At 71.9% G+C, this 21,895-nt stretch carries 19 protein-coding genes; 7 read left to right on the top strand and 12 right to left on the bottom strand.

Annotated elements, in window-relative coordinates; translation table 11 throughout:
* Positions 1 to 63 precede the first annotated feature (63 nt).
* Positions 64 to 651, top strand: a complete 588-nt coding sequence (locus ACFWN3_RS17575) for a hypothetical protein (protein ID WP_377641842.1) — start codon at positions 64 to 66, stop codon at positions 649 to 651.
* 110 nt (positions 652 to 761) lie between these two features.
* On the opposite strand, the gene ACFWN3_RS17570 is transcribed toward ACFWN3_RS17575, so the two are convergent.
* Together ACFWN3_RS17570 and ACFWN3_RS17565 are read right to left on the bottom strand one after the other, a co-directional pair.
* Positions 762 to 1,199 (bottom strand): hypothetical protein, encoded by a 438-nt coding sequence (locus ACFWN3_RS17570; protein ID WP_377641841.1) that lies wholly within the window; start codon positions 1,197 to 1,199, stop codon positions 762 to 764.
* A 106-nt stretch (positions 1,200 to 1,305) separates the two neighbouring features.
* Positions 1,306 to 1,614 carry a hypothetical protein gene (locus ACFWN3_RS17565; protein WP_377641839.1) on the bottom strand — a complete coding sequence of 103 codons (309 nt, stop codon included), beginning with the start codon at positions 1,612 to 1,614 and terminating at the stop codon, positions 1,306 to 1,308.
* A 123-nt stretch (positions 1,615 to 1,737) separates the two neighbouring features.
* On the opposite strand from ACFWN3_RS17565, the gene ACFWN3_RS17560 reads away from it, so the two are divergent.
* Positions 1,738 to 4,131 carry an ATP-binding protein gene (locus ACFWN3_RS17560; protein WP_377641838.1) on the top strand — a complete coding sequence of 798 codons (2,394 nt, stop codon included), beginning with the start codon at positions 1,738 to 1,740 and terminating at the stop codon, positions 4,129 to 4,131.
* Here the strand turns inward: ACFWN3_RS17560 and ACFWN3_RS17555 are convergent.
* Positions 4,109 to 4,786 carry a hemerythrin domain-containing protein gene (locus ACFWN3_RS17555; protein ID WP_377641836.1) on the bottom strand — a complete coding sequence of 226 codons (678 nt, stop codon included), beginning with the start codon at positions 4,784 to 4,786 and terminating at the stop codon, positions 4,109 to 4,111. The genes ACFWN3_RS17560 and ACFWN3_RS17555 overlap by 23 nt on opposite strands.
* A gap of 307 nt (positions 4,787 to 5,093) precedes the next feature.
* Between ACFWN3_RS17555 and ACFWN3_RS17550 the strand changes: the two genes are divergently transcribed.
* Positions 5,094 to 6,077 carry a hypothetical protein gene (locus ACFWN3_RS17550; protein WP_377641835.1) on the top strand — a complete coding sequence of 328 codons (984 nt, stop codon included), beginning with the start codon at positions 5,094 to 5,096 and terminating at the stop codon, positions 6,075 to 6,077.
* Positions 6,078 to 6,139: 62 nt separating this feature from the next.
* On the opposite strand, the gene ACFWN3_RS17545 is transcribed toward ACFWN3_RS17550, so the two are convergent.
* From ACFWN3_RS17545 to ACFWN3_RS17515, 7 genes are all read right to left on the bottom strand, one after another.
* Entirely contained in the window at positions 6,140 to 7,150 is a 1,011-nt protein-coding gene (locus ACFWN3_RS17545; RefSeq protein ID WP_377641833.1) for an aldo/keto reductase family protein, read from the bottom strand.
* 265 nt (positions 7,151 to 7,415) lie between these two features.
* On the bottom strand, positions 7,416 to 10,388 hold the full coding sequence (locus ACFWN3_RS17540; protein WP_377641831.1) for a vitamin B12-dependent ribonucleotide reductase: 2,973 nt from the start codon (positions 10,386 to 10,388) through the stop codon (positions 7,416 to 7,418).
* Positions 10,389 to 10,592: 204 nt separating this feature from the next.
* Positions 10,593 to 11,093: a transcriptional regulator NrdR gene (gene nrdR, locus ACFWN3_RS17535; RefSeq protein ID WP_377641830.1), complete on the bottom strand. Its 501-nt coding sequence runs from the start codon at positions 11,091 to 11,093 to the stop codon at positions 10,593 to 10,595.
* Positions 11,094 to 11,493: 400 nt separating this feature from the next.
* On the bottom strand, positions 11,494 to 11,625 hold the full coding sequence (locus tag ACFWN3_RS17530; RefSeq protein ID WP_377641829.1) for a hypothetical protein: 132 nt from the start codon (positions 11,623 to 11,625) through the stop codon (positions 11,494 to 11,496).
* A 119-nt stretch (positions 11,626 to 11,744) separates the two neighbouring features.
* Positions 11,745 to 12,254, bottom strand: coding sequence for a DUF4916 domain-containing protein (locus ACFWN3_RS17525; protein ID WP_377641827.1), 510 nt, complete (start codon positions 12,252 to 12,254; stop codon positions 11,745 to 11,747).
* Complete coding sequence (locus ACFWN3_RS17520) at positions 12,254 to 12,829, bottom strand: hypothetical protein (protein WP_377641826.1); 576 nt, start codon at positions 12,827 to 12,829, stop codon at positions 12,254 to 12,256. The genes ACFWN3_RS17525 and ACFWN3_RS17520 overlap by 1 nt, the downstream gene beginning before the upstream one ends.
* A gap of 54 nt (positions 12,830 to 12,883) precedes the next feature.
* Positions 12,884 to 13,072, bottom strand: coding sequence for a hypothetical protein (locus tag ACFWN3_RS17515; protein WP_377641824.1), 189 nt, complete (start codon positions 13,070 to 13,072; stop codon positions 12,884 to 12,886).
* 131 nt (positions 13,073 to 13,203) lie between these two features.
* Here ACFWN3_RS17515 and ACFWN3_RS17510 point away from each other — a divergent pair, with 131 nt between their 5' ends.
* Positions 13,204 to 17,091, top strand: a complete 3,888-nt coding sequence (locus ACFWN3_RS17510) for a hypothetical protein (RefSeq protein ID WP_377641822.1) — start codon at positions 13,204 to 13,206, stop codon at positions 17,089 to 17,091.
* Between the two features lie 12 nt (positions 17,092 to 17,103).
* Here the strand turns inward: ACFWN3_RS17510 and ACFWN3_RS17505 are convergent, their stop codons facing one another.
* Positions 17,104 to 17,949, bottom strand: coding sequence for a cobalamin-binding protein (locus ACFWN3_RS17505; protein WP_377641820.1), 846 nt, complete (start codon positions 17,947 to 17,949; stop codon positions 17,104 to 17,106).
* Between the two features lie 92 nt (positions 17,950 to 18,041).
* On the opposite strand from ACFWN3_RS17505, the gene ACFWN3_RS17500 reads away from it, so the two are divergent.
* Positions 18,042 to 18,761 carry a GNAT family N-acetyltransferase gene (locus ACFWN3_RS17500; RefSeq protein WP_377641818.1) on the top strand — a complete coding sequence of 240 codons (720 nt, stop codon included), beginning with the start codon at positions 18,042 to 18,044 and terminating at the stop codon, positions 18,759 to 18,761.
* A 48-nt stretch (positions 18,762 to 18,809) separates the two neighbouring features.
* On the opposite strand, the gene ACFWN3_RS17495 is transcribed toward ACFWN3_RS17500, so the two are convergent.
* Positions 18,810 to 19,784, bottom strand: a complete 975-nt coding sequence (locus tag ACFWN3_RS17495; protein WP_377641816.1) for an NAD(P)-dependent alcohol dehydrogenase — start codon at positions 19,782 to 19,784, stop codon at positions 18,810 to 18,812.
* Between the two features lie 157 nt (positions 19,785 to 19,941).
* Between ACFWN3_RS17495 and ACFWN3_RS17490 the strand changes: the two genes are divergently transcribed.
* Positions 19,942 to 21,180 (top strand): serine hydrolase domain-containing protein, encoded by a 1,239-nt coding sequence (locus ACFWN3_RS17490; RefSeq protein WP_377641815.1) that lies wholly within the window; start codon positions 19,942 to 19,944, stop codon positions 21,178 to 21,180.
* 124 nt (positions 21,181 to 21,304) lie between these two features.
* The gene (locus tag ACFWN3_RS17485) at positions 21,305 to 21,826 is read left to right on the top strand and encodes a hypothetical protein (protein ID WP_377641813.1); all 522 of its coding nucleotides are present in this window, start codon (positions 21,305 to 21,307) and stop codon (positions 21,824 to 21,826) included.
* Positions 21,827 to 21,895 lie beyond the last annotated feature (69 nt).

Raw genomic sequence — 21,895 nt, 5'->3', positions numbered from 1 at the left:
GAACCACACCGAAGAGAACAACGGAGGGTCCACCAGACCGGCCCTCGGAAGGACACGAGATCCATGCGCAGCGCATTCGACAAGCTCATCTCCTGGACCGGCATCAGCATGGCGGCCGTCCTCATCGTCGCGGGAGGGCTGCTCACCTGGGCCTCGTCCTTCGCCAGCACGAACGTCACCGACCAGCTCGCCGCGCAGCAGATCACGATGCCCGCCGCGGCGGCCCTGACCACGCCCGAGATGAAGGCGAACCTGGCCCAGTACGCCGGCCAGCCGCTCACCACCGGCGCCCAGGCCAAGGCCTACGCCGACCACTACATCCAGGTCCACATGGACGAGTCGTCGGACGGCCGCACCTACTCGCAGGTCTCCGGTGAGTACATGGCCGCGATGAAGGCCGACCCCACCTCCGAGGCCACCGCCGAGCTCGGCCAGCTGCGCCAGTCGCTCTTCATGGGCACGACGCTGCGGGGCATGCTCCTCAACGCCTACGCCTTCGGCACCATCGCCTCCATCGCGATGTGGGCCGCCATCGCCGCCTTCGTCGGCTCGGCGGTCCTCCTGGTCCTCGGCGCCCTCGGCCTGCGCCACGCCCACCAGAGCCCGCTCGTGGAGGCACCCGAGATCGAGAAGATCGCGGCCACCTTCTGAGCGAACCCGCGGCCCCTGCGCCGCACGAGGCCCCGTCCGCTGCAGCGGACGGGGCCTTGCTCGTGCGTTCGTGGCGGTCTACTGCGGTCTACTGCTCGCGGCGCGGGAGCTCAGGCCGGGCGGAGGACGGTGCCCCGCCAGCGCAGGACGCCGAGGTAGGCCGCCACGACGAGCAACCCGATGTAGACGTCGTTCTCGAACCAGCCGAACACCGTCTGCTGCTCGGGTCCGAAGGTCGTCGGGTAGTAGAAGACGGCGATCGCCAGGACCACGGCCAGGAACGTGAGGACACCCAGCTGCGCCCCGCGCCCGTCCCGCCGGGCGAGCGCCGCCATCGCGAACGCCACGGCGTAGAAGCCCCACGCGAGCGGCGTCGTCACGGTGAACGTCGGGTCCTCGATCCCCTCGACCCACGCGTACACGGTGTGCACCACCGACAGCGTGAAGGTGGCGACGAGCACGCCCGAGATGTGGCGGCCGTACGTCGCGGCCCGGGCGGCGGGTGGGGTCGCGCCCCTCGTGGAGCGGGTGCTGGTCGTGGCGGTCATGGTCAGTCCTTCCGTCGGGAGCGGCCTCGTGCCGCCACGTCCACGGTCCCGCGAGGGCCGCGCTCCGCCCCACCCACAGGCCCCCCACACCACCCCTACACCGGGGTCAGTGTCCCGCGGCGGGCCATGCGTCGTCGTGAGGGACCACGGCCACGAGCTCCTCACCGTCCGCCACCTCGAGGTCGACCCGAGCCCCGTCGTCAGCCAGAAGGGTCACCTCGTACGGCTGGCGGCCCTCGGTGGAGCCGCTCGCCATGCGGACCACCTCGAGGACCCGGAGCCGAGCGGGCGGCACCAGCTCGCGCCACGGAGTCTTCGTGACGTCCCACAGCTTCTGACTGCCGGTCAGCTCGATCGTCTGCCCGGGAACCAGGCTCGACACGGCAACACGTTCCACGGCGACCTCCGGGTTCATCGCAGCGTAGGCCGCGAGCGCTCGAGCGACCACCCCCTCCGCGCAGCGATCAGCGAGGCCGTCGACGTTGCGCGCACGAGAACCACTCACCGGTCGCCTCTCCCACGCACTAGCGTCTGCACCGTGGAGGCGGACTCGGGACCGGGCGGGTTCGCCGTCGCGCTGCGCCGCCTGCGCGAGTCGCGCTCACTGACCCAGGAGGAGCTCGCCGACCGTTCCGGTGTCACCGCCAAGGCCATCGGCGCCCTCGAGCGCGGCGAGCGCCGGCGGCCCTACCCCCACACCGTCCGCTCCCTCGCCGACGGCCTCGGCCTCGACGACGACGAACGCGCCCACCTCCTCGCGTCCGTCCCCCGCCGCTCGCCCACCTCCCCGTCACCGCTCGATGAAGCGGCGTCACCGTCCGCCGGAGCCGTCACGTCGTCCGCGCCCTCACCGACCTCCCCCACGATCGGGCGCGACGAGGACGTGCGCCGACTCCTCGGCCTGGTCACCTCGCCGTCCGAGCGCCTCGTCACGCTGACCGGTCCCGGCGGGGTGGGCAAGACCCGGCTGGCGTCCGAGGTGCTGGCCGGTGCCGTCGGCTCGTTCCCCGACGGCAGCGTGTTCGTCGACCTCGCGGCCGTGCGCGAACCCGCCCTCGTCCTCCCTCGCGTCGCGGCAGCCCTCGGGGTGGCCGAGGGGGTGCAGGCCTCCGCGGACCTCGTCGGCCGCGTGGCGGCACACCTGGCCGGCCGCCGCGTCCTCGTGGTCCTCGACAACCTCGAGCAGGTCCTGGGCGCCGCGCCGGTGGTCGCCGACCTCCTCGCTCGCGCCCCCGGACTGACCGTCGTCGCGACGAGCCGAGCGCCACTGCGCGTGCGCGCCGAGCGCGAGGTCCACATCGGTCCGCTGACCCTCCCGGAGGACGACGAGCCGGCCTCGGTGGTCGCGTCCCCCGCCGTCGCGATGTTCGTCGACCGCGCGTCCGCCGCCGGTGCCCGGGTGGACGTCACGCCCGACACCGCCGCGGCCCTCGCGGCGATCGTCCGCCACCTCGACGGACTCCCCCTGGCGCTCGAGCTCGCCGCCGCCGGGTCGCGGGTGCTCTCGCCCGGCGCGCTCCTCGCCCGCCTCGAGCACCGCGGCGCCGACCCGGGCCTCGGCGCCGGTCCACGCGACCTCCCCGACCGCCAGCGCACGATGACGGCCGTCCTCGACTGGAGCATCGACCTCCTCGAGCCCGAGGAGGCCGACCTCCTCGCGCGGCTGTCCGTCTTCTCCGGAGGGTTCTCGCTCGACTCGGTCGAGGCGGTCGTGCGGTCCTCCGGTGGCGACGGCACGGCCGACGACGTCCTCCCGGCGCTGGCCTCCCTCGTCGAGCAGTCCCTCGTCGTCCCCCTCCCCTCGCCCGACGGCGTCCCGCGGTTCCGGCTGCTCGAGCCCGTCCGCCAGTACGCCGCCGTGCGCGCGCAGGCGGCCGGCCTCGCCCTCGACGCATCCCGCAGCCACGCCGCGCACTTCCTCGACGCCACCGTCGCCGCCCACCGACGGCTGCAGGACCGCGACATCGGCCCGGTGCTCGACCGTCTGGAGGCCGACCACGCCAACCTCCGCTCGGCCTTCCTCCGCCTCCTCGAGCTCGAGCGGGAGGTCGACGCCGCGCGGCTGGCCATGTCGGCGTGGACCTACCTCGGGCTGCGCGGGTACGCCCGTGAAGGGCTCGGGTGGCTCGAGCGGCTCGACGGTGCCGGCACGGACGAGGCCGTGGCGTGGGCGGCCGTGGGCCGGATGGGCCTGCTCCTCGTCGTCGGCGACGTCCCCGGCATGCGCCGCGAGGGCGCGGTCGCCCTCCCCATCGCGGGCCGGCTCGGTGCCGCCGAGCTGGAGGGCGAGGCGAGCGTCCTCGCCGGCCTGGCCGCCGTGTTCGCCGGCGACCTCGGCGAGGCCGCGCGGCTCCTCCGACCGGACCTCCAGTTCACCGACCCGACGGCGCAGCGCTGGATGGACCTGCACTCCCTCATCGGGCGGGGGCAGGCGGCGCTGGTGGGCGGCGACGTCGAGGAGGCCGACGCGCTGCTCTCCGAGGCGCTCGACGACGCCCGCTCCCTCGGCAACGAGTTCACCCTGGCGACGACGCTCAACACCGTGGCGACGGCACGCGAGGCCCTTGGCGACGACACGGGTGCCGCCTCCCTCCTCGGGGAGTCGCTCGAGGTCGCGTGGCCGCTCCGCCTCACCTGGACCCTCGGCTACGCGGTGCCCGCCCTCGCCGGGGTCGCCGCGCGGTCGGGCGAGCCCGCGGCCGCCGCGACGCTGTTCGGCGCCGCGGCGACCCTGGGCGCCTCGACCGCGGTCGACCCCCACTTCCCACCGTCGCGCGAGACGGCCGACGCTGGGCTCGTGGCGGCACGGGATGCGTTGGGCGAGAGCGACTTCCTCACCGCGTGGGAGGTCGGGCGCTCGATGACGGCCGCCCAGGTCGCGCAGCTCGCCGCCCGGGTCGTCGCCGACGTCACTGCCCGCGGACGCGGCTGACGTAGCGGCGGTACTGCCGCGCGCCGATCGTCCGGAGGACGATGCGCACCGGCAGCGGGAGCTTGGCGAGCATGGCCCGGCGCTCCTCGGGGCTGCACTCCTCGAGGATCGCGCCGAAGAGGATGGGCAGCTGCTTCTGGTCCATCTCCTCGATGCCCTGCTCGCCGAGGCTGTTCCACTCCGCGACGGTGATGTGCCGCTGGGCGAGCGGGAGGATCTCGCGCTCCTCGAGGTCGAGGTGCTCGAACAGGGCTGCGGCGAGGCGGTCGAGGAGGTCGGCGAGCTCGGCTCCGCGCGCGGTGGTGGGGTCCTGCTCCCACGCGTCGAGGAGCGGCTGGACCTGCTCCATCGTGGCGTCGACGACCTCGTGCTGCGCCTGCATCGTCTCGACGAGCCCGGTCGACGGCGCCGCCCGCTCGAGCAGCGCCGGCCAGAGGACGACGTCCTCGCCCGTGTGGTGGTGGTGCAACCCGCCGAGGACGAGGCGCAGCGCGCCGGCGAGCGTCGCCGCCCGCTCGGTGTCACCGCTCCTGACGTCGCGGATCAGGCGCGGCAGGAGGGTGAACTCCCGGCGGAACGCGCGGTGGATGATGACCATCTCGTGGACCCACGGACGGTCGGTGGTCGGGGTGGTGCTGAACGCGGTGGTGCTCATGGCTGGCCCTCTCGGCTCGGTCGGTTCTCGATACCGACCAGCCTGTTCCGCAGGCCGAGCCGACCCCACCCACGCCGGTCCCACACCACCCCCACAGTGCATGGTCCACCGAGGCAGCTCACTGGTTCTCCGGCCCGGCGCCACCAGCGGCAACGCGCCGACGTTGGTCCCACGAGCTCGGGACCTTTGGCCCTGAGCCGAGGGCGGCCGCGGCTCGTAGGTTCGGTGGTGCCGGTCGTGTGGCCGGTGGGATGCCGCACGACCGGCCGCTGTGTCCCGATCACGCCGACCGATGGAGACCCACCGCATGTCCCCCGCCCTGGCCCTTCCCGCACACGAGCGCTGGTTCGTCGACTCCGCCGCCGGCGACTGGTCGTTCTTCCTGCGGCCGCTGCCGCTCGTCGTGACGGCACTCGTCGTGGTCGTCGCCGTGGTGTGGCGCGTCGTGGCCCTGCGGATCGATCGACCCGAGCTGCCGTGGCTCGCACGCCTCGGCGACCTCACCCCGTGGGTCCCCAGGCTGCTCGGCATCCACCTCGGCGTGGCACTGCTCGCTCTCGCGGCGTCGGGGTCGTTCGTCACCCCGAGCGTCGACGACCTCCACGGCATCGGCGGGTCCGCGCTCCTGCTTGTCGAGGCCGGCCTCGGCGTGTGGCTCATCACCGGCTACCGGCAGCGATGGGCCGCCACGCTCGCCCTCGCACTGGGGCCGATCATGTCGCTGTTCACCGGGCCGATGGCGCTACTCGAGTGCGCGAACCTCGCTGCGGTGGCGGCCTTCCTCGTCATCGCACCCGCCGGCGCTGACCGCCACGGTGCCGCGTCCCTCTCGGCGAGCCAGCTGCGCTGGGCCCTGTTCGCGTTGCGCGCCGGCGTCGGGGTGGCGCTCATCGCCCTGGCCTTCACCGAGAAGTTCACCAACCCGACGATGGCCGGCGCGACGCTCGAGCAGTTCCCCGCCCTCAACGTCTTCAGCGTCGTCGGCCTCACCGTCCCCACCGACGTCTTCGTCGTCATCGCCGGAGGGGTCGAGCTTCTCTTCGGGCTGCTCGTCATCTCGGGCGCCTTCCCCCAGGTCGCCGTCCTCGTCGCGATGGTGCCGTTCAACGCCACCCTGTTCCTCTTCGGCCAGACGGAGCTCGTGGGCCACCTGCCGGTCTACGGCGTCTTCCTCGCCCTGCTCGTCTACGGATCGAACCCCGCGACCGCCGGTGCCGTCCGCTGGCTGCCGGGCGGCGCCGACCTCCCCGTTCCGGCCCGCCGACCCGCCCCGGTCCCCGTCCACGACTGAGGCAGCGGAGGAGGGCGTGCCACGGGACCCTGACCCGTGGCACGCCCTTCGTGCGCCTCTCGTCAGGCCACGCGGGTCTTCGGCGCGTTATCCGCAGTTCTTCCGGCGTCGCGCTCGACGACGTCGCCCAGGACGTCGTCGATGCGCTTCATCAGCTCGGGCTCGAGCTTCACGCCTGCGGCCTTGACGTTCTCCCCCACCTGCTCGGGGCGCGACGCCCCGACGAGGGCGGCGGCCACGTTCTTGTTCTGGAGCACCCACGCGACGGCGAGCTGCGCCATCGTCAGGCCGGCGTCGTCGGCGACGGGCTTGAGCGCCTGGACGCGGGTGAGGACGTCGTCGTTCATGAACCGCTTGATCATGTCGGCGCCGCCCTTCTCATCGGCGGCGCGCGAGCCCTCCGGCGGCTGCTGGCCGGGGACGTACTTGCCGGTGAGCACGCCCTGTGCGATGGGGCTCCACACGATCTGGCTGATGCCGAGCTCCTCGCACGCCGGGACGACCTCGCCCTCGATGACGCGCCACAGCATCGAGTACTGCGGCTGGCTCGAGATGAGCTGGATGTTCAGCTCCTGGGCGAGGCGGTGGCCCTCGCGGATCTGCTCGGCGGTCCACTCGCTGACGCCGATGTAGAGCGCCTTGCCCTGACGGACGACGTCGGCGAAGGCCGTCATCGTCTCCTCGATCGGGGTCTCGGTGTCGTAGCGGTGGGCCTGGTAGAGGTCGACGTAGTCGGTCTGCAGGCGCGTGAGGGAGCCGTTGATCGACTCCATGATGTGCTTGCGGGACAGGCCGGTGTCGTTCTTCCCGCCGGGGCCGGTGGGCCAGTAGACCTTGGTGAAGATCTCCAGGCTCTCGCGCCGCTCGCCCTTGAGCGCCTCGCCGAGGACGGTCTCAGCCTTGGTGTTGGCGTAGACGTCCGCGGTGTCGAAGGTGCTGATGCCGGCGTCGAGCGCGGCGCGCACGCACTGAGTGGCGACATCGTTCTCCACCTGCGAGCCGTGGGTCAGCCAGTTGCCGTAGGTGATCTCGGAGATCTTGAGTCCACTGTTGCCGAGGTAGCGATAGTTCATGCTTCAACCGTATGCCCGCCTTTGCCGCCCGTGGACGTGCGGGTCACACGCAGACGCAATCTGAGCCTCGCGCTGGCCTCGGATCGCGATGAGGCACCGTCGAGGATGTGCCTGACAACCACAGGACTCTGAAACAGGAATAGAGGGCGCGTGGGTCCCGGAGATCTGCTGTAAGTCCAGGCAGGGAGGTTCGAATCCTTTCTGTCAAGCGCGACAGGACCCGGGCGGTTGCTACCGCCCGGGTCCTGTCGTGAGATCTGAGGAATCAGCTGCAGCCGCTGGTGCTTCCGCAGCCTTCGCAGACGTAGCAGGAGCCGGCGGGCCGCATCTTGGTCCCGCAGGTCATGCACATCGGGGCGTCGGCGGCCTTGGAGTCGCCGAACATCGCGAGCAGGTCGGCCGAGGAGTGGATCTCCGAGGAGACCTCACGGGCCGAGGCGGCGCCGGCGCCCGAGGTGACCGTCGAGGCGTCGAGCGAGGTGCCCGGCTCCCCCGCCGGTGCGGCGGGAGCAGCGACCTGAGCCGCGGCCTCATCGGACGACTTCTTCGACGAGGCGCCGATGCCCTGGCTGAAGGACTCGATCTCCTCCTCGAGGTCCTCGCCCGACTCGTCCACGACCGGGGCGTACGAGCCGGTCTCGAGCTGACGAGCGCGCTCGTCGGCCGAGTGGATGCCCATGTACGACCGGGTGTCGAAGTCGAGGTAGTCCAGGGCCAGCCGGCGGAACACGTAGTCCATGAGGGACTGCGCCATCCGCACGTCCGGGTCGTCGGTCATGCCGGCCGGCTCGAAGCGCATGTTCGTGAACTTCTCGACGAACGTCTCCAGCGGCACGCCGTACTGCAGCGCGACCGAGGTGACGATCGAGAAGGCGTCCATGACGCCGGCGAGCGTGGAGCCCTGCTTGCCGAACTTGAGGAACACCTCGCCCAGGCGGCCGTCCTCGTAGGTGCCGGCCGTGAGGTAGCCCTCGGCCCCACCGACGGTGAACGACGTGGTCTGCGAGCCGCGACGCTTGGGGAGGCGCTCGCGGGTGGGCCGGTAGACGACCTTCTCCACGATCTCCTTCTGCGCGGCGGTGAGCGCAGCCGTGACCTTGTCGGCAGCGGCGTCCTTGGCGGTGGACCCACCGTCGGACAGCGGCTGGCCGACCTTGCAGTTGTCGCGGTACACAGCGAGCGCCTTCAGGCCCATCTTCCAGCCCTGGATGTAGACGTCCTCGATCTCGGCGACCGTCGCGGTCTCGGGGAGGTTGACCGTCTTGGAGATGGCGCCGGACAGGAACGGCTGGACGGCCGCCATCATCCGCACGTGGCCCATGGCCGAGATGGCGCGGGCGCCCATGGCGGTGTCGAAGACCTCGTAGTGCTCGGTCTTCAGGCCGGGGGCGTCGATGACGTGGCCCTTGTCGGCGATGTACTCGACGATCGCCTCGACGGTCTCCTCGGTGTAGCCGAGCTTGCGCAGGGCCCGCGGGATCGTGAGGTTGACGATCTGCATCGAGCCGCCACCGACGAGCTTCTTGAACTTCACGAGCGAGAAGTCGGGCTCGATGCCGGTGGTGTCGCAGTCCATCATGAAGCCGATCGTCCCGGTGGGGGCGAGCACCGACGCCTGGGCGTTGCGGTAGCCGTTCTTCTCCCCGAGCTTGACGACGTCGTCCCACGCCTTGGTGGCGACGCGGTGGATGTCCTTGTCCATCGTGGTGATGGTGCGCACGGCGTCGTTGGCGGCGGCGTGCTTGCGCATGACCCGCTTGTGGGCGTCGGCGTTGCGGGCGTAGCCGGCGTACGGGCCGACGACCGCGGCGAGCTCGGCGGAGCGCTTGTAGGCGGCACCGGTGAGCAGCGAGGTGATCGACGCGGCGATGGCGCGGCCACCCTCGGAGTCGTACCCGTGGCCGGTGGCCATGAGCAGCGCGCCGAGGTTGGCGTAGCCGATGCCGAGCTGGCGGTAGTCACGCGTGGTGTCACCGATGGGCTCGGTCGGGAAGTCGGCGAAGCAGATCGAGATGTCCATCGCGGTGATGACGAGCTCGGCGACCTTCTGGAAGGTCTTGGCGTCGAAGGTGTCGTCGTCGCGCAGGAACTTCAGGAGGTTGAGCGAGGCCAGGTTGCACGAGGAGTTGTCGAGCGACATGTACTCCGAGCACGGGTTGGATGCGGTGATGCGGCCGGTCTCGGGGTTGGTGTGCCAGTCGTTGATCGTGCCGTCGTACTGGATGCCCGGGTCGGCGCACTCCCACGCGGCCTTGGCGATCTTGCCCATGAGCTCGCGGGCGTCGACGGTCTCGATGACCGAGCCGTCCTTGCGCGAGGTGAGGCCGAACTCCTTGCCCTCCTCGACCGCGCGCATGAACTCGTCGGTGACGCGCACCGAGTTGTTCGCGTTCTGGTACTGGACGGAGACGATGTCCTTGCCGCCGAGGTCCATGTCGAAGCCGGCGTCGCGCAGCGCGCGGATCTTGTCCTCCTCGCGCGCCTTGGTCTCGACGAACTCCTCGATGTCCGGGTGGTCGACGTCGAGGACGACCATCTTGGCCGCGCGGCGCGTGGCGCCACCGGACTTGATGGTGCCCGCGGAGGCGTCGGCGCCGCGCATGAAGGAGACCGGGCCGGAGGCGGTGCCACCGGAGGACAGCAGCTCCTTGGAGGAGCGGATGCGCGAGAGGTTCAGGCCGGCACCGGAGCCGCCCTTGAAGATGAAGCCCTCCTCCTTGTACCAGTTGAGGATGGAGTCCATCGAGTCGTCGACCGAGAGGATGAAGCAGGCGCTGACCTGCTGCGGGCTCTTGGTGCCGACGTTGAACCAGACCGGCGAGTTGAAGCTGAACACCTGGTGCAGCAGGGCGTACGTCAGCTCGTGCTCGAAGATCTCGGCGTCCTCCTCGGACCCGAAGTAGGCGAACTCCTTGCCGGCCTTGACGTAGGTGAGGACCACCCGGTCGATGAGCTGCTTGAGGCCGGTCTCGCGCTCGGGGGTGCCGACGGCGCCGCGGAAGTACTTGGTGGTGACGATCGTGGAGGCGTTGACGCTCCAGAAGTCGGGGAACTCGACGCCGCGCTGGTCGAAGATCGTGACGCCCGTCTTCCAGTTCTGCTGGACGACGTCCCGCTTCTCCCAGGTCACCTCGTCGTAGGGGTGGACACCCGGCGTGGTGTAGATGCGCTCGACGGTGACCCCCTTGCCCTTCGGGGACTTGCGGGCACCTGCACGTGCTCCGGCGATCTCGGTCATTGCTGTCCCTCTTTCTGCCCGACGGGGGGCGGTGGCGACCTCGAGGTCGATTCTCCTGCTGGGGTCCGACAGGGCTGGTGACCTGCGGAGACGTGCTGGGGGTGTTCAGGGTGCTGCTGCTGGTGCGGGTCGTGCCGGTGGTGCGTCGGGCCGGGGTCCCCCTGGAGTCCGGCCGGGGTGGGGCTGGTGGGCCCGCGGGTGGCGTCAGCCGTCGCCCGGGGGTGCGGCCGCCATCCGGGCCGGCTCCTCCCCCGTCGCCTCGCGTTCGGCGCGCAGGAGGGTGATCGCCCCCTCGAAGTCCTCGAGGGAGTCGAAGGCCTGGTAGACCGACGCGAACCGCAGGTAGGCGACCTCGTCGAGCTCGCGCAGCGGCTCGAGGACGGCCAGGCCGACCTCGTGCGCGTCGATCTCGGCACTGCCCGCGCTGCGGATCGTCTCCTCGACCTTCTGGGCGAGGATGGCGAGGTCGTCCTCGGTGACCGGGCGGCCCTGGCAGGCCTTGCGGACGCCGACGAGGACCTTCGCGCGGCTGAACGGCTCGGTGGCGCCGGAGCGCTTGACGACGCTCAGGCTGGCCGTCTCGACGGTGGTGAACCGGCGGTTGCACTCGGGGCACTGACGGCGCCGGCGGATGCTCGAGCCGTCGTCGGTGGTCCGGCTGTCCATGACCCGTGAGTCGGTGTGGCGGCAGAACGGGCAGTGCATCTCGAACCTCCTCCGGGGCTTCGGGCGGGCCGTCCTGTGGACGAACCGGTGGACACTGGTGTGAACAACCTGGGGATGACGCCGATTTCGTGTGCACAACATGTGGACGAACTACATCGGTGTAACCACTAGATGTTGTGCCTATCTTCACCCGATGTGACGCGCGACGCAAGCGGATCGGCGAAAGTCGTGTCGGGACCTGCGTTTGTGCAGGTCAGAGGGGGTGTCCGGGCGAGTCGGGGGACGGGTTCGGCGTGTCGCGAGGCGTGACGGAGCACCACTGGTGGGACGGATGTGGCACCAGAGGCACCACATCTGGGTCTTCCCGGCCCTCCCACGCCCCCACATGTGGTGGACGGTGGTGTCGCGCCCGTCCGGGGCCGCGGAAGGCGGCAGCGGCTCAGCCGAGGAAGCTCGGCCCGAGCCCGAAGCCGACGACGAGGACGAGCAGCAGGAGGAGGACGACGGCGATGATGCCGACGACCGCGACCGCCCCGGTGAGGGTCCGGTCCTTGTCTCCCTGCAGGCTCACGGAGCCGAGTGTCCTCGGTCGGTCGGGGTCGGACAAGACCGGCCCCGCCCTCTGCCGCGGGCCGAAGGGCTCTAGAACGCCCAACCCTCGGAGTCCGACGCCGTGAGTCGCCGCGATGCCTACGTGCCGTGCCGCTCAGAGGCGGCGAGGACGAGCTCGGGGAGCAGTACCTGCTGACCGAAGCCGACCACGGACGCGTCGAGCTCCTCCGGCGCGAACCAGCGGAAGGACGTCGCCTCGTCTCCTCGGACACCGAGCACGGTCGGGACCTCGGCAGTGAAGGTCATGGCGATGGCGTGCTTGCGGGGGTCGTGCAGGCCCGGCGCGACGGCATCAGGCAGGTACTGCGCGATGAGCGGAGCCTGACCTTCGAACGCCGTCACGTCGACGGGGCGCGGCAGGTCGAGCGCCGTCGTCAGCTCGCGCACGGCCGACTGCGCCAACGACTCACCTCGTCGCACTCGTCCTCCGACCAGGCACCACCGCTGTCCCTGGTGGGGCGTCGCCCGGCGGATCAGGCCGACCTCCACGACCCCGGCACCGCCGAACCGAACCGGTAGGACATCGACGCAGGCGACGGGGATGGACCTCTCGACCCGGTTCCAGTCGTCGTCATCGAGCCAGACCATCAGGGCCTCCAGATCTCACCGAGCGGGGTCAGGGTGACCAGGGCGACGGCCAGAGCGGCAACGGCGAACAGCGCCTGCCCGACCATCCAGAGCTCGAAGGAGCTCGCCTGCCAGAAACGGCTCGGTCCAGGAAGGGCGCGGGCCAGCCGTGCCGATGCGGTCTCCCAGTCGTCGGCGTGCCGCGCTGCGGGCCGGTCGTGCGGCGTGGTCCCGACACCGGTCTTGAAGCCCAGCTCCTGCTCCATGCGCTGCAGGAGCAAGGCGTCGAGCAGCTCGTGACGTCGGTGCTTGGCCATGAGCTGGACCACCAACGCCGAGAGCACCAGGCTCAGGAAGGCCGCGGTGACGCGGCTCGCGTCGGCGACATCGGCGCCGAGGGCGAGAGTGAACAGGAAGGCCTGCGCGGCCATGCCGAGCGCCGGCGTCTGCCACATCATCGCGTCGAGGCTCGCTCGCCGGTCGGAGATGGTCTGCCAGACGAGAAGGCGCTGGTCGAGGGACCACGCAGCCGGTGGCATCGCGCCCTCGTCGCTCGGCACCGAGTCGTCGAGGATCTGGTCGTCCGAGTGGCCCATGCGCGCGACCGTACAGCCGTCGTCGCAGGCTGCGCGGGCATTCCGCGGACCGCGCTACTCCCCCGGGTTCGCGCCCTGGTGGACGAGGGCGGCGGTGACCATCCAGTGCCAGTCGGTCGCCCCGTTGCCGGCGCGGGCCCCTGCGCCGCACTGGCACTCCCAGTGCCAGCGCCCGAGGGCGTCGCACGTGACGCTCGGGTGGTGGCTGCGGCGGGCGGTCCGCCGGCGGAAGGGGGTTCTCATGTCGCAGAGGAGGCAGGACCGGTGCGGGTGATACCGCCGCCGAGTCCGGCCCCGTCATCCTTTCGAGCCATTCCCTCCGGTCGGGCACGTCCCTATCGTCGGGAGAGCCCGATTTCGGCAGGAGGGACGTCATGGGATCCTCATCCGAGCCTGCAGACCTCGTCCGGACCGCGTTCCGGACGCTGCCCCCTCAGGACATCCTCCGGCAGCCCGTCACCGTCCTCCTCGGCGTCTCCACGCCGGCCGCCGACGGGCTCGCGGGCATCGGCGTCGAGACGGTCTTCGACCTCGCCCTCGCACGAGTGTTCGCAGCGGCAGTGCAGCTCACGACCACGACGAGTGACCCGACCTCCGCCATGTCGCGCTTCGGGTCGCCGCCCGCCGGGCTGGTCCGTGACGACGTCCTCGGAACGACCCCCCTCGCCGAGCTGCGGTACGAACCGGTGGACGTCCTGGCGGGCGTGCCGGGCACCCTGGCCGCAGCGCTCGACGTCACCACCGTGCGCGATCTGGCGCTGTACCCACCGTTCCTCGCCGCGACCGCCCTGCTGCGCGCCGCCTACTTCCCCGAACAGGCCGCCACCGTCGACCCGGAGGCCCCTGGCGACCTGCTCCCCGTGTCGGGAGCCTTTCCCACGGAACGCGTCCAGTACACGACGCTCGTGCTCGACCACCTCCTGCGGCCGGACGGCGCACCGCCGCTCGTCGATGTCGGAAGCTCGGACTTCCAGCCGATCGACATCGCCCCCGTCGCGGCGCCGGACTTCGGGTTCACCACCTTGGGGCTCGGGGCGCTGCTCACGCTGAACCAGTCGTGGTTCATGCAGGGCGTGACGCTCGGTCACCTGCTCCACTCGATGGCGCTCGCACCGGGTGAGAGCACCCGCATCGCCGTCGTCGACTGGAGCCGCCGAACCAGCGCCGGCCAGACCGAGTCGGTCGGTGAGAGCGAGGACCTCAGCCAGGAGGTCAGCCGCAACCGCAGCATCAGCGAGGTCACCGAGGCCGTGGCCCGTGAGGCCCAGGAGGGGTTCTCCGAGACCAACAGCACGTCCACGACGAAGCAGGCGGGAGCGAGCGGAGGCCTCAGCATCGGCCCGGTCGGCTTCGGCGCGAGCGCGAGCATCGCCAAGACCACCGCCTCGGCCGACAGCTACTCGACCACCTCGGGCAGCCGCGAGGTCGGGAGCTCGATGCTGCAACAGGCCGCCGACCGCACCCAGCAGCACGCCCACTCCGCACGCACGCGCCGCGCGTCCGTCGTCCGCGAGGTGAGCCAGAGCGAGCACGAGCAGGTCTCGACGCGCGTCGTCGCCAACTACAACCACATGCATGCGCTGACGGTCCAGTACTACGAGGTGCTGCAGGTGTACCGGACCCAGACCCAGCTCACCAACTGCGAGCGGGTCGTCTTCGTGCCGTTCAAGCTCGTGGACTTCTCGAACGACAGCCTCCTCCGACGGTTCCGCTCGACTCTCGTCGACGTCGCCCTGACTCCAGCGGTGCGCGACGCCCTGGTCAACTACGACACCCTCGAGATCGTGCCGGAGCGTCGGGTGAGCTTCCCCGACATCGGGGGCACGATCGACGAGGCCGTCATCGGCGGCATGACGATGCGTCGGGTCGCCCTGGCACGCCGGGCGCCGACGGGGGAGCCGGGAGAGGACCTCCCGACGGCGACCGATGCGCCGCCGACCCCCGACCGGCCCCCGCGCCCGCTTCCTGAGGAGGGGCAGGTGACCCGGCTGCTGTGGGCGGGCGCCGGACGCCGGCTGAGCAGCATCCTGGGGACGGGCTCGATGCGTCGGGGGTCGGAGTCGCTGTTCGTGCCCTCGGACGTCCGCGTGGTCGACGGGATGGTCAGTTCCCCCGCCGGGGACGCCATCAGCCTCGCGTACCAGCGCGCCGACGGCAGCACGGTCACCGACCTCAGCCTGAGCGTGCCCCTCGCGGAGATCGCCCGGATCAGCCTCAGCGGCTCGTCGCAGACCTCGGCCGTGGAGGCGACCGCGACCCTCACCCTCGCGCGCAACGGGGTGCTCTTCCCCCTCGAGCTCCCGACCGTCACCGTCGAACGCGGCAGCACGAGCACGCCGCTGATCCGGCTCCAGGGAGCGAGTGCCGACGTCAACCTGGTCGACCACCTGACGTCCAACGCCCTCCACTACAGCCAGGCCGTCTTCCGCACGCTCGACGCCGCGATGCTGGCCGGCTTGCTCAGCCCCTACAGCATCAGCATCGACGGCGAGACGGTCCCCCTGGTCCAGGTGGCAGAACCGCGACCACTGCGGATCGTCGGGAACGCCCTCGCCTTCAAGATCGCCACCGACACCACGAACGACACGGAGTGGGCTCAGTTCATGCTCGAGCGTGGCCTGACCATCGGCGAGACGAAGGAGGACCTCGTCCCGCTCTCGAGCGGCGGCGTGTTCGCCGAGGCGGTGCTGGGTCGGTACAACTCTGCCGAGAAGCTCGACCTCACGAGGTTCTGGAACTGGCAGGAGTCGCCGATCCCGCTGCAACCCAGTGACATCGCCGCCATCCAGACGGGGTCACGGCAGTCCGCCGAGGACCTCAAGGCCGGAGGGTTCAGCCAGCCACTGGTGGCCATCACGCAGCCCCCGGCGCTCCCTGACCCCACCGGGACGGCAGGCGTCCTCGCGGCCATCCAGAACGGAGCGATGTTCCGCGACATGAGCGGGCTCGCCGAGACGGTCAAGCTGGCGACCGAGAGCGTCAAGGCGTCCTCGTCGGGTGCGACGGCCGCAGGCACGCAGGCGACCAAGGCGATGGAGGTGGCGGTGACCGCTGACACCGAGCGACGCAAGATCGCCGCCTCCAAGGCGGTCGAGGAGAAGAAGATCGCCGCCTCCCTCGCCGCCAGCCTCGCCGGCAAGCCCTTGTCGGAGCAGTCGGACGGGGTCAAGGGTGGCGCGATCAACGAGGTCGCCAAGAAGGCGAAGGAGGCCGCTGCCGGAACACCCGGTGCTACCGCTGGGGGCGGTCCTGGTTCCGGGCCGGGGGGCACCGGGACCGGCGGCGCCACGGCGCCACGGCCAGGCGGTGGCTCCGCTGGGGGTGGGGTTGCAGCGGGCAGCGCCGCCACGGGGGCCTCCCGCCCCGGCGCCGGGCTGCCCGCATCGACCGGCAACATCGCCCTCGACGCCATCGTCGGCAACGAGGCCCTCCTGCGTGACTTCATCGGCATGGCGGACGAGTCCCCCGTCCCCACCCCACCGGTGACCCTCGAGGGAGTCCCCCTGCAGGAGTGGGACTTGTTCGGCGTCGGGTACTCGCTGCTCTACGACCCCATCGGCGCGGCGGGCCCCGACGTCCCGTCGGAGACCCAGCTCGAACAGGTCGTCACCGCGAAGCGGTGGAAGCCGACCACTCCGACCGACTTCCGGCCCTTGCTGCTCGGTGACCTCCAGCGCGGGGTGTCGAGCCTCGGCGACGTGCTCTTCGCGGTCTCCCTGCTCCCCACCGGAAGCCTGCGCACGCTCAACCTCGTCGCCCACGCGACCGGCGGCATCCTCCTGTCCTTCGGCGCCACCTTCGTCTTCGACGAGGCCACGCGAGAGACGACGACCGTCCACGAGGACGACGCGCCGGACGCGCTCAGCCGGGTGGACCTCACCGAGCTCTTGGCCCTGGGGCAGCAGCAGGACGTCACGCGGCCGGACGGTTCGACGTTCCGCCTCGAGGACGTCAGGCGTGCCTTCCCTGCCGATGGCGAGGTCAACGTCTTCAACCTCTCCAACCCGCTGCGACATGACTACGTCCAGGGGCTCGCGACCCTGTTCGGTGTCCGCACGACCGCCTTCGTGGAGCAGCCAGTCAAGGTCACCGCCGAGGTGATCGCGGTGACCGACCCCGCTTCGGAGCGGGTCCTCAGCAAGAAGGTGACGATCGGCTTCATCGGTGAGCAGGACGCCGTCCCGCCCGTCGACGCCTTCAGCCACCTGCTGCTCCTGGACCGGTCCCTGACCGGCTCGTTCACCGCATTCCCTCGCCGCTGACCCAGCTCGACGTCAGGGGTGGAGGACGGCGGCCAGCTCCTCGATGCCGTCGACGACGCGCGGTCCCGGCCGGGCCCACATCGCGTTGGCGTCGACGGCGTGGACCAGGACGCCGGCGGGCAGGGCGCCCGAGCCGACGAGGGCGTCCGCCTGCGCCTGCGCACCGGCGCGGTCGTAGCCGCACGGGGCGCAGACGACGAGGTCGGGGCGGGCGGCCGCGACGTCCTCGAAGGTCGTCCTCACCGACCGCTCCCCCGCGACGCCGAGGACGCAGGCGCCGCCGGCGAGCTCGACCATCTCGGGGATCCAGTGGCCCGGTGCGTAGGGCGGGTCGGTCCACTCGAGCACGACGACGCGCGGCCGCGGCCGACCGGCGACCCGGGCGCGGACGGCATCGAGGCGGGTCCGCAGGCCGGCGACGACGGAGGACGCGGCCTCCTCGCGTCCGGTGGCGCGTCCGAGCGTGGTGACCGAGGCGAGGACGTCGGCGAGGGTGTGCGGGTCGATGGTGAGGACGTCGGCGGTGCAGCCGAGGTGGACCAGGGCGTCGTCGACGGTGGAGACGTCGAGCGCGCAGACGGCGCAGAGGTCCTGGGTGACGACGAGGTCGGCGTCGAGGGTGCTGAGGGCTCCGGCGTCGAGGCGGTAGAGGTCCTCGCCGTCGGCGACGGCCTTGGCGACGGCGTCGTCGATCTCCCTCGGGGACAGGCCTTCCGGCAGGGTCGTGGAGGAGACGATGGTGCGGGAGCGGGCCTCGGCGGGGGTGTCGCACTCGAAGGTGACACCGACGACGTCGTCGCCCGCCCCGAGGGCGAAGAGGATCTCCGTCGTCGACGGCAGGAGGCTGACGATGCGCACGCCTCCGACCCTACGTGCGGGGCGTTCTCGCCGGGTGTCGGCGCGTGGTGGTTGGCTGGCTGCCAGGACGTCGCCGAGCGAGAGGGGTACCGATGGCGGGGAGTGCGAGGACGACGACGAAGGCCGCGACGACGAGGACTGCGACGGCCACAGCAGCGACGACGACGGCAGCGACGACAGCCGGGTCGACGCGCGCCCGTCGGGTCAAGGGGGTGACCCGGGAGAAGGACGAGGACGGGGTGAGGTGGGAGACCCGTCCGGTGACGCCCGACCGGTTCGAGGACTTCGCCGACGTCATCAACCCGAACCGGCGAGCTGACTCGTGCTGGTGCCTGTCCCACCGGGTGCGTCAGGCCGACATCCGCGAGCTCGGCGACGGTGACCGCGAGGCGACGATGCGTGCCCTGTGCGAGCGGCCGCTGCCGCCCGGCGTCGTGACCTACCGCGACGGCACCGCGGTCGGCTGGATCAACATCGGCCCGCGGGCCGACATCCCGCGCGTCGCCGGCTCGAAGCTGATCCGCCCCGTCGACGACCTGCCGGTGTGGAGCATCGTGTGCGTCGTCGTGCGCGGTGGGCACCGGCGGCAGGGGGTGACCCGCCACCTCATCGAGGGCGCCGTCGAGTACGCCCGCGCGAACGGGGCGCCGGCGGTCGAGGTCTACCCCGTGGACCCGAAGGGGCGGATGGACACGACGATGGCGTTCGTCGGGACGAAGCCGATGTTCGAGCGGGCCGGGTTCGAGCAGGTCGGCACCACCGACGCTGTGGCGAGCAAGATGCCCAGGATCGTCATGCGTCGGACGTTCTGAACCCTCTTCCGACCTCGTCCCTGGCGTCCTGGTCGCCGCTCCGGTCCGTCAGTTCTCGTTCACCGTGACGACGAGGCTGCCGGTCTTGCGGCCGCTCTCGGCGAACCGGTACGCCTCGACGATCTCCTCGAGCCGGTGGGTCGTCGGGTCGAGCACCGGACGGAAGGCGCCGCTCTCGAGTCGGGCTCGCAGGTGCTCGAGCACCTCGGGCGTCTGGATCGGGAAGGGGAAGACGACCCTGCGGCCGCGCCGGACCCTCGTCAGCACCGGGAGCGCGAGGTTCTGCCCGAACGGACCCAGCTCGGACGAGACGTAGACCCCGGTCGGGGTGAGCAGCCGGCGGCAGGCGCCGAAGGTGCTCTTGCCGACCATGTCGAGGACGGCGTCGACGACCTCACCGCACCGGGTGAAGTCCTCGCGCTCGTGGTCGACGACTCGGCGGGGTCCCAGGTCGCGGACCAGCTCGACGGACGCGGTGGGCGCGGTGGCGATGACGTGGGCGCCGAGGTCGACGAGGAGCTGCACCGCCGCGGAGCCGATGGCGCCCGTGGCCCCGTGGACGAGGACGCGCTGTCCGGCCGTGATCCCGGCGCGACGGATGGCCGACAGCGCGTAGTGGCCGCCCTCGGTCGCCGCCGCGGCGTGCCGGAGGTCGACCCCCTCCGGGACGGCGGCAACGAGTGAGGTCTGCGCGACGGCGACGAGCTCGGCGTGCGTGCCGAAGCGACCCTCCGCGTAGCCGAAGACCCGGTCGCCGGGAGCGAAGCGCGTGACGTCCTCGCCGACCCGCTCGACGGTGCCGGCGAACTCGGTGCCCCACACCGGGTTCCGTGGTCTCCTCCATCCCGTCAGGCTGCGGATGACGAAGGGCGAGGCGGCGCGGTAGCCGCAGTCGGTGCGGTTGACCGTCGTGACGTGGACCCGCACGAGCAGGTCGTCGGCGGCGACCTCGGGCTCGGGGGCGTCGTCGACGACGCGGACCACCTCGGGCGGTCCGTAGCGCGTGCTCACCGCAGCCCTCACGACGCGCAGGCTACGCCCGCCGGTGCGGTGCGGGAACTCGCCCGGGGAAGCGGCGCGGTCTCGGGGGCAGCGGACCGGGGCTGCGTCGCCATCGGGACCGTGACGGCACTCGACCGGGCATCGACGAGCCGGCGTCGCGGGCCTAGGCTCGCGGCGCATGGACCTCGAGCGCACGACCGCCCTGCTCACGGACGCCTGCGCGCGCTTAGGCGTCCCCGGGGCCCAGGTGGGACTGCTCCACGGCGACGAGCGGGTCGTGGCGACGTCCGGCTCCGTCGGCGTCGAGGACGGGTCGGCGCCGGTCGAGGCGAGCACGCCCTTCCACGCGGGGTCGATCGCGAAGTCGCTCGCGGCCCTCGTCGTCGTCGACGCCGCGCGTCAGGGCTCGGTCGACCTCGACGTGCCGTGCTCGGACCAGGCCGACGGGCTCTGGACCGACACGCCTCGGGCGCTGATGTCGCACACGACCGGTCGGCAGAACGTGCTCCCGGAGATCGACGAGGACCTCGAGGCCTTCGTCGAGCGGGTCGGCGAGATGCCGCTCGTCCACGCGCCCGGGCGGTTCTCGTACGGCAACGCCAACTGGTCGGTGCTCGACCTCCTCCTGCGGCGCCGGACCGGGCGGTCGTTCGAGGACCTCGCCCGCACGGCCCTCGGACCCGACACGACGTTCGGGATGCCGGAGGGCGGCGCACGCGGTCACGCCGTCGCCCCCGGAGGGACGCCGACGCCCGTGCCGTCGGAGTACGCCGAGGCCGCTTCGGCCGCAGGGTCGAGGTGGTGGACCACGGCCGACCAGCTCCTCGACTACGCCCGCCTCCACCTCGACGACGGCGGCGAGGTCTTCCACGGCGACGACGTGCGCGAGCTCCGACGCCCTCACGTCGCCGTCCCGGGGGCGACGATCTCCGACGCGTGGGGGCTCGGGTGGGCCCTCTGGGACCGGGGAGAGCACACCGCCTTCGGCTGGGCCGGCTACACCGGAGGGCACCGGGCGTACCTGCGGTGCTTCCCCGACCAGGACGCCGCGGTCGTCGTCCTCGCCAACAGCGCAGGCCCCCTGTTCGGGCCGCCGGGAGGCAGCGCCCTCTTCGACGACCTGCTCCCCCGGCTGCTGACGGAGCTGGGCGTCCCCGCGCTCGGCGATGCCGAGGACGCCGGCCCGCCGACGCCGGCGAGCGAGCTGGCGGGCGGGTACGGGCCGGTCACCCTGCGCGCGGACGGACCCGACGGCCTGCTCCTCGACGCCGCGGCCTTCGGTGAGCCGGCGCCGATCCCCCACCATCGGCTCTCCGGCGACACGTTCGTCGCCGACGGGCATCCCCCGGGTGGGATGCCGATCGCCGTCGCCGACGGGCTGCTCTACCTCGGCCCGTTCGCCATCGCGCGGAGCTGACACCGACCGGTCGCGACCCGCCCGCGACCGGACCGCGACCGGCACGCTCCACGGTGGTCCAAGACGGGCCGACCGGCCCGGACACCACCGGGACCTCCGGGTCCCCGCCCGCCAGGAGTCCGTCATGGCCGCACGCCGCCCCCGCACCTCCGTCCTGTCCACGGGTCTCGCCGCCGCTGCGCTCGCCGCCGGCAGCGTGCTCACCGCCGCCCCGGCCCAGGCCGGCACCCCCACCCACACGGTGGAGACCCGGGACTTCGTCGCGACGCAGCACCTCCTCGACACCTGCGGCTTCCCGGTGTCGCTGCACGTGCGAGGGACGTTCAACGTCGTCTCGTTCACCGACGACGAGGGCACGCTCACCAAGGAGATCCGCAACTACCGCTTCCGCGGGACCCTCACCGCGAACGGGGTGACCCTCGAGGGCGTCTCCCGCGGTCCGGAGATCTGGACCTACGCCCCCGACGGCAGCGCGACGGTCGCCATCCACGGGGTCGTCAACCGTCGCGTCCCCGGGCAGGGGACGGTGACCCTCCACGCCGGGTACGCGCTCGTGGCCGTCGACGGCGACGTGGAGGTCCGCCTCGTCGACCCCACCGGCCAGGAGGAGGACGCCGCGCAGCTGTGCTCCCTCTTCACCCCGTGACCCGCTCCGGCACCGTCGCGGAGCGGAGGGGCCGCGACGGTGCCGTGACCGCTGTCGTGACGGTGCCGC

It is taken from the genome of Oryzobacter terrae, assembly GCF_042756445.1.
GTDB classification, from domain to species: Bacteria; Actinomycetota; Actinomycetes; order Actinomycetales; family Dermatophilaceae; genus Oryzobacter; species Oryzobacter terrae.
The sequence above is the reverse complement of the archived record's forward strand: the minus strand, read 5'-3'. Positions and strand labels throughout refer to the sequence as shown.

Coding starts and splice junctions, on each gene's coding strand:
- ACFWN3_RS17500 (WP_377641818.1), top strand. CDS start 18,042: ATGGCGGGGAGTGCGAGGACGACGACGAAGGCCGCGACGACGAGGACT.
- ACFWN3_RS17555 (WP_377641836.1), bottom strand. CDS start 4,786: ATGAGCACCACCGCGTTCAGCACCACCCCGACCACCGACCGTCCGTGG.
- ACFWN3_RS17545 (WP_377641833.1), bottom strand. CDS start 7,150: ATGAACTATCGCTACCTCGGCAACAGTGGACTCAAGATCTCCGAGATC.
- ACFWN3_RS17550 (WP_377641835.1), top strand. CDS start 5,094: ATGTCCCCCGCCCTGGCCCTTCCCGCACACGAGCGCTGGTTCGTCGAC.
- nrdR (WP_377641830.1), bottom strand. CDS start 11,093: ATGCACTGCCCGTTCTGCCGCCACACCGACTCACGGGTCATGGACAGC.
- ACFWN3_RS17490 (WP_377641815.1), top strand. CDS start 19,942: ATGGACCTCGAGCGCACGACCGCCCTGCTCACGGACGCCTGCGCGCGC.
- ACFWN3_RS17525 (WP_377641827.1), bottom strand. CDS start 12,254: ATGGTCTGGCTCGATGACGACGACTGGAACCGGGTCGAGAGGTCCATC.
- ACFWN3_RS17575 (WP_377641842.1), top strand. CDS start 64: ATGCGCAGCGCATTCGACAAGCTCATCTCCTGGACCGGCATCAGCATG.
- ACFWN3_RS17510 (WP_377641822.1), top strand. CDS start 13,204: ATGGGATCCTCATCCGAGCCTGCAGACCTCGTCCGGACCGCGTTCCGG.
- ACFWN3_RS17570 (WP_377641841.1), bottom strand. CDS start 1,199: ATGACCGCCACGACCAGCACCCGCTCCACGAGGGGCGCGACCCCACCC.
- ACFWN3_RS17485 (WP_377641813.1), top strand. CDS start 21,305: ATGGCCGCACGCCGCCCCCGCACCTCCGTCCTGTCCACGGGTCTCGCC.
- ACFWN3_RS17515 (WP_377641824.1), bottom strand. CDS start 13,072: ATGAGAACCCCCTTCCGCCGGCGGACCGCCCGCCGCAGCCACCACCCG.
- ACFWN3_RS17540 (WP_377641831.1), bottom strand. CDS start 10,388: ATGACCGAGATCGCCGGAGCACGTGCAGGTGCCCGCAAGTCCCCGAAG.
- ACFWN3_RS17520 (WP_377641826.1), bottom strand. CDS start 12,829: ATGGGCCACTCGGACGACCAGATCCTCGACGACTCGGTGCCGAGCGAC.
- ACFWN3_RS17565 (WP_377641839.1), bottom strand. CDS start 1,614: ATGAACCCGGAGGTCGCCGTGGAACGTGTTGCCGTGTCGAGCCTGGTT.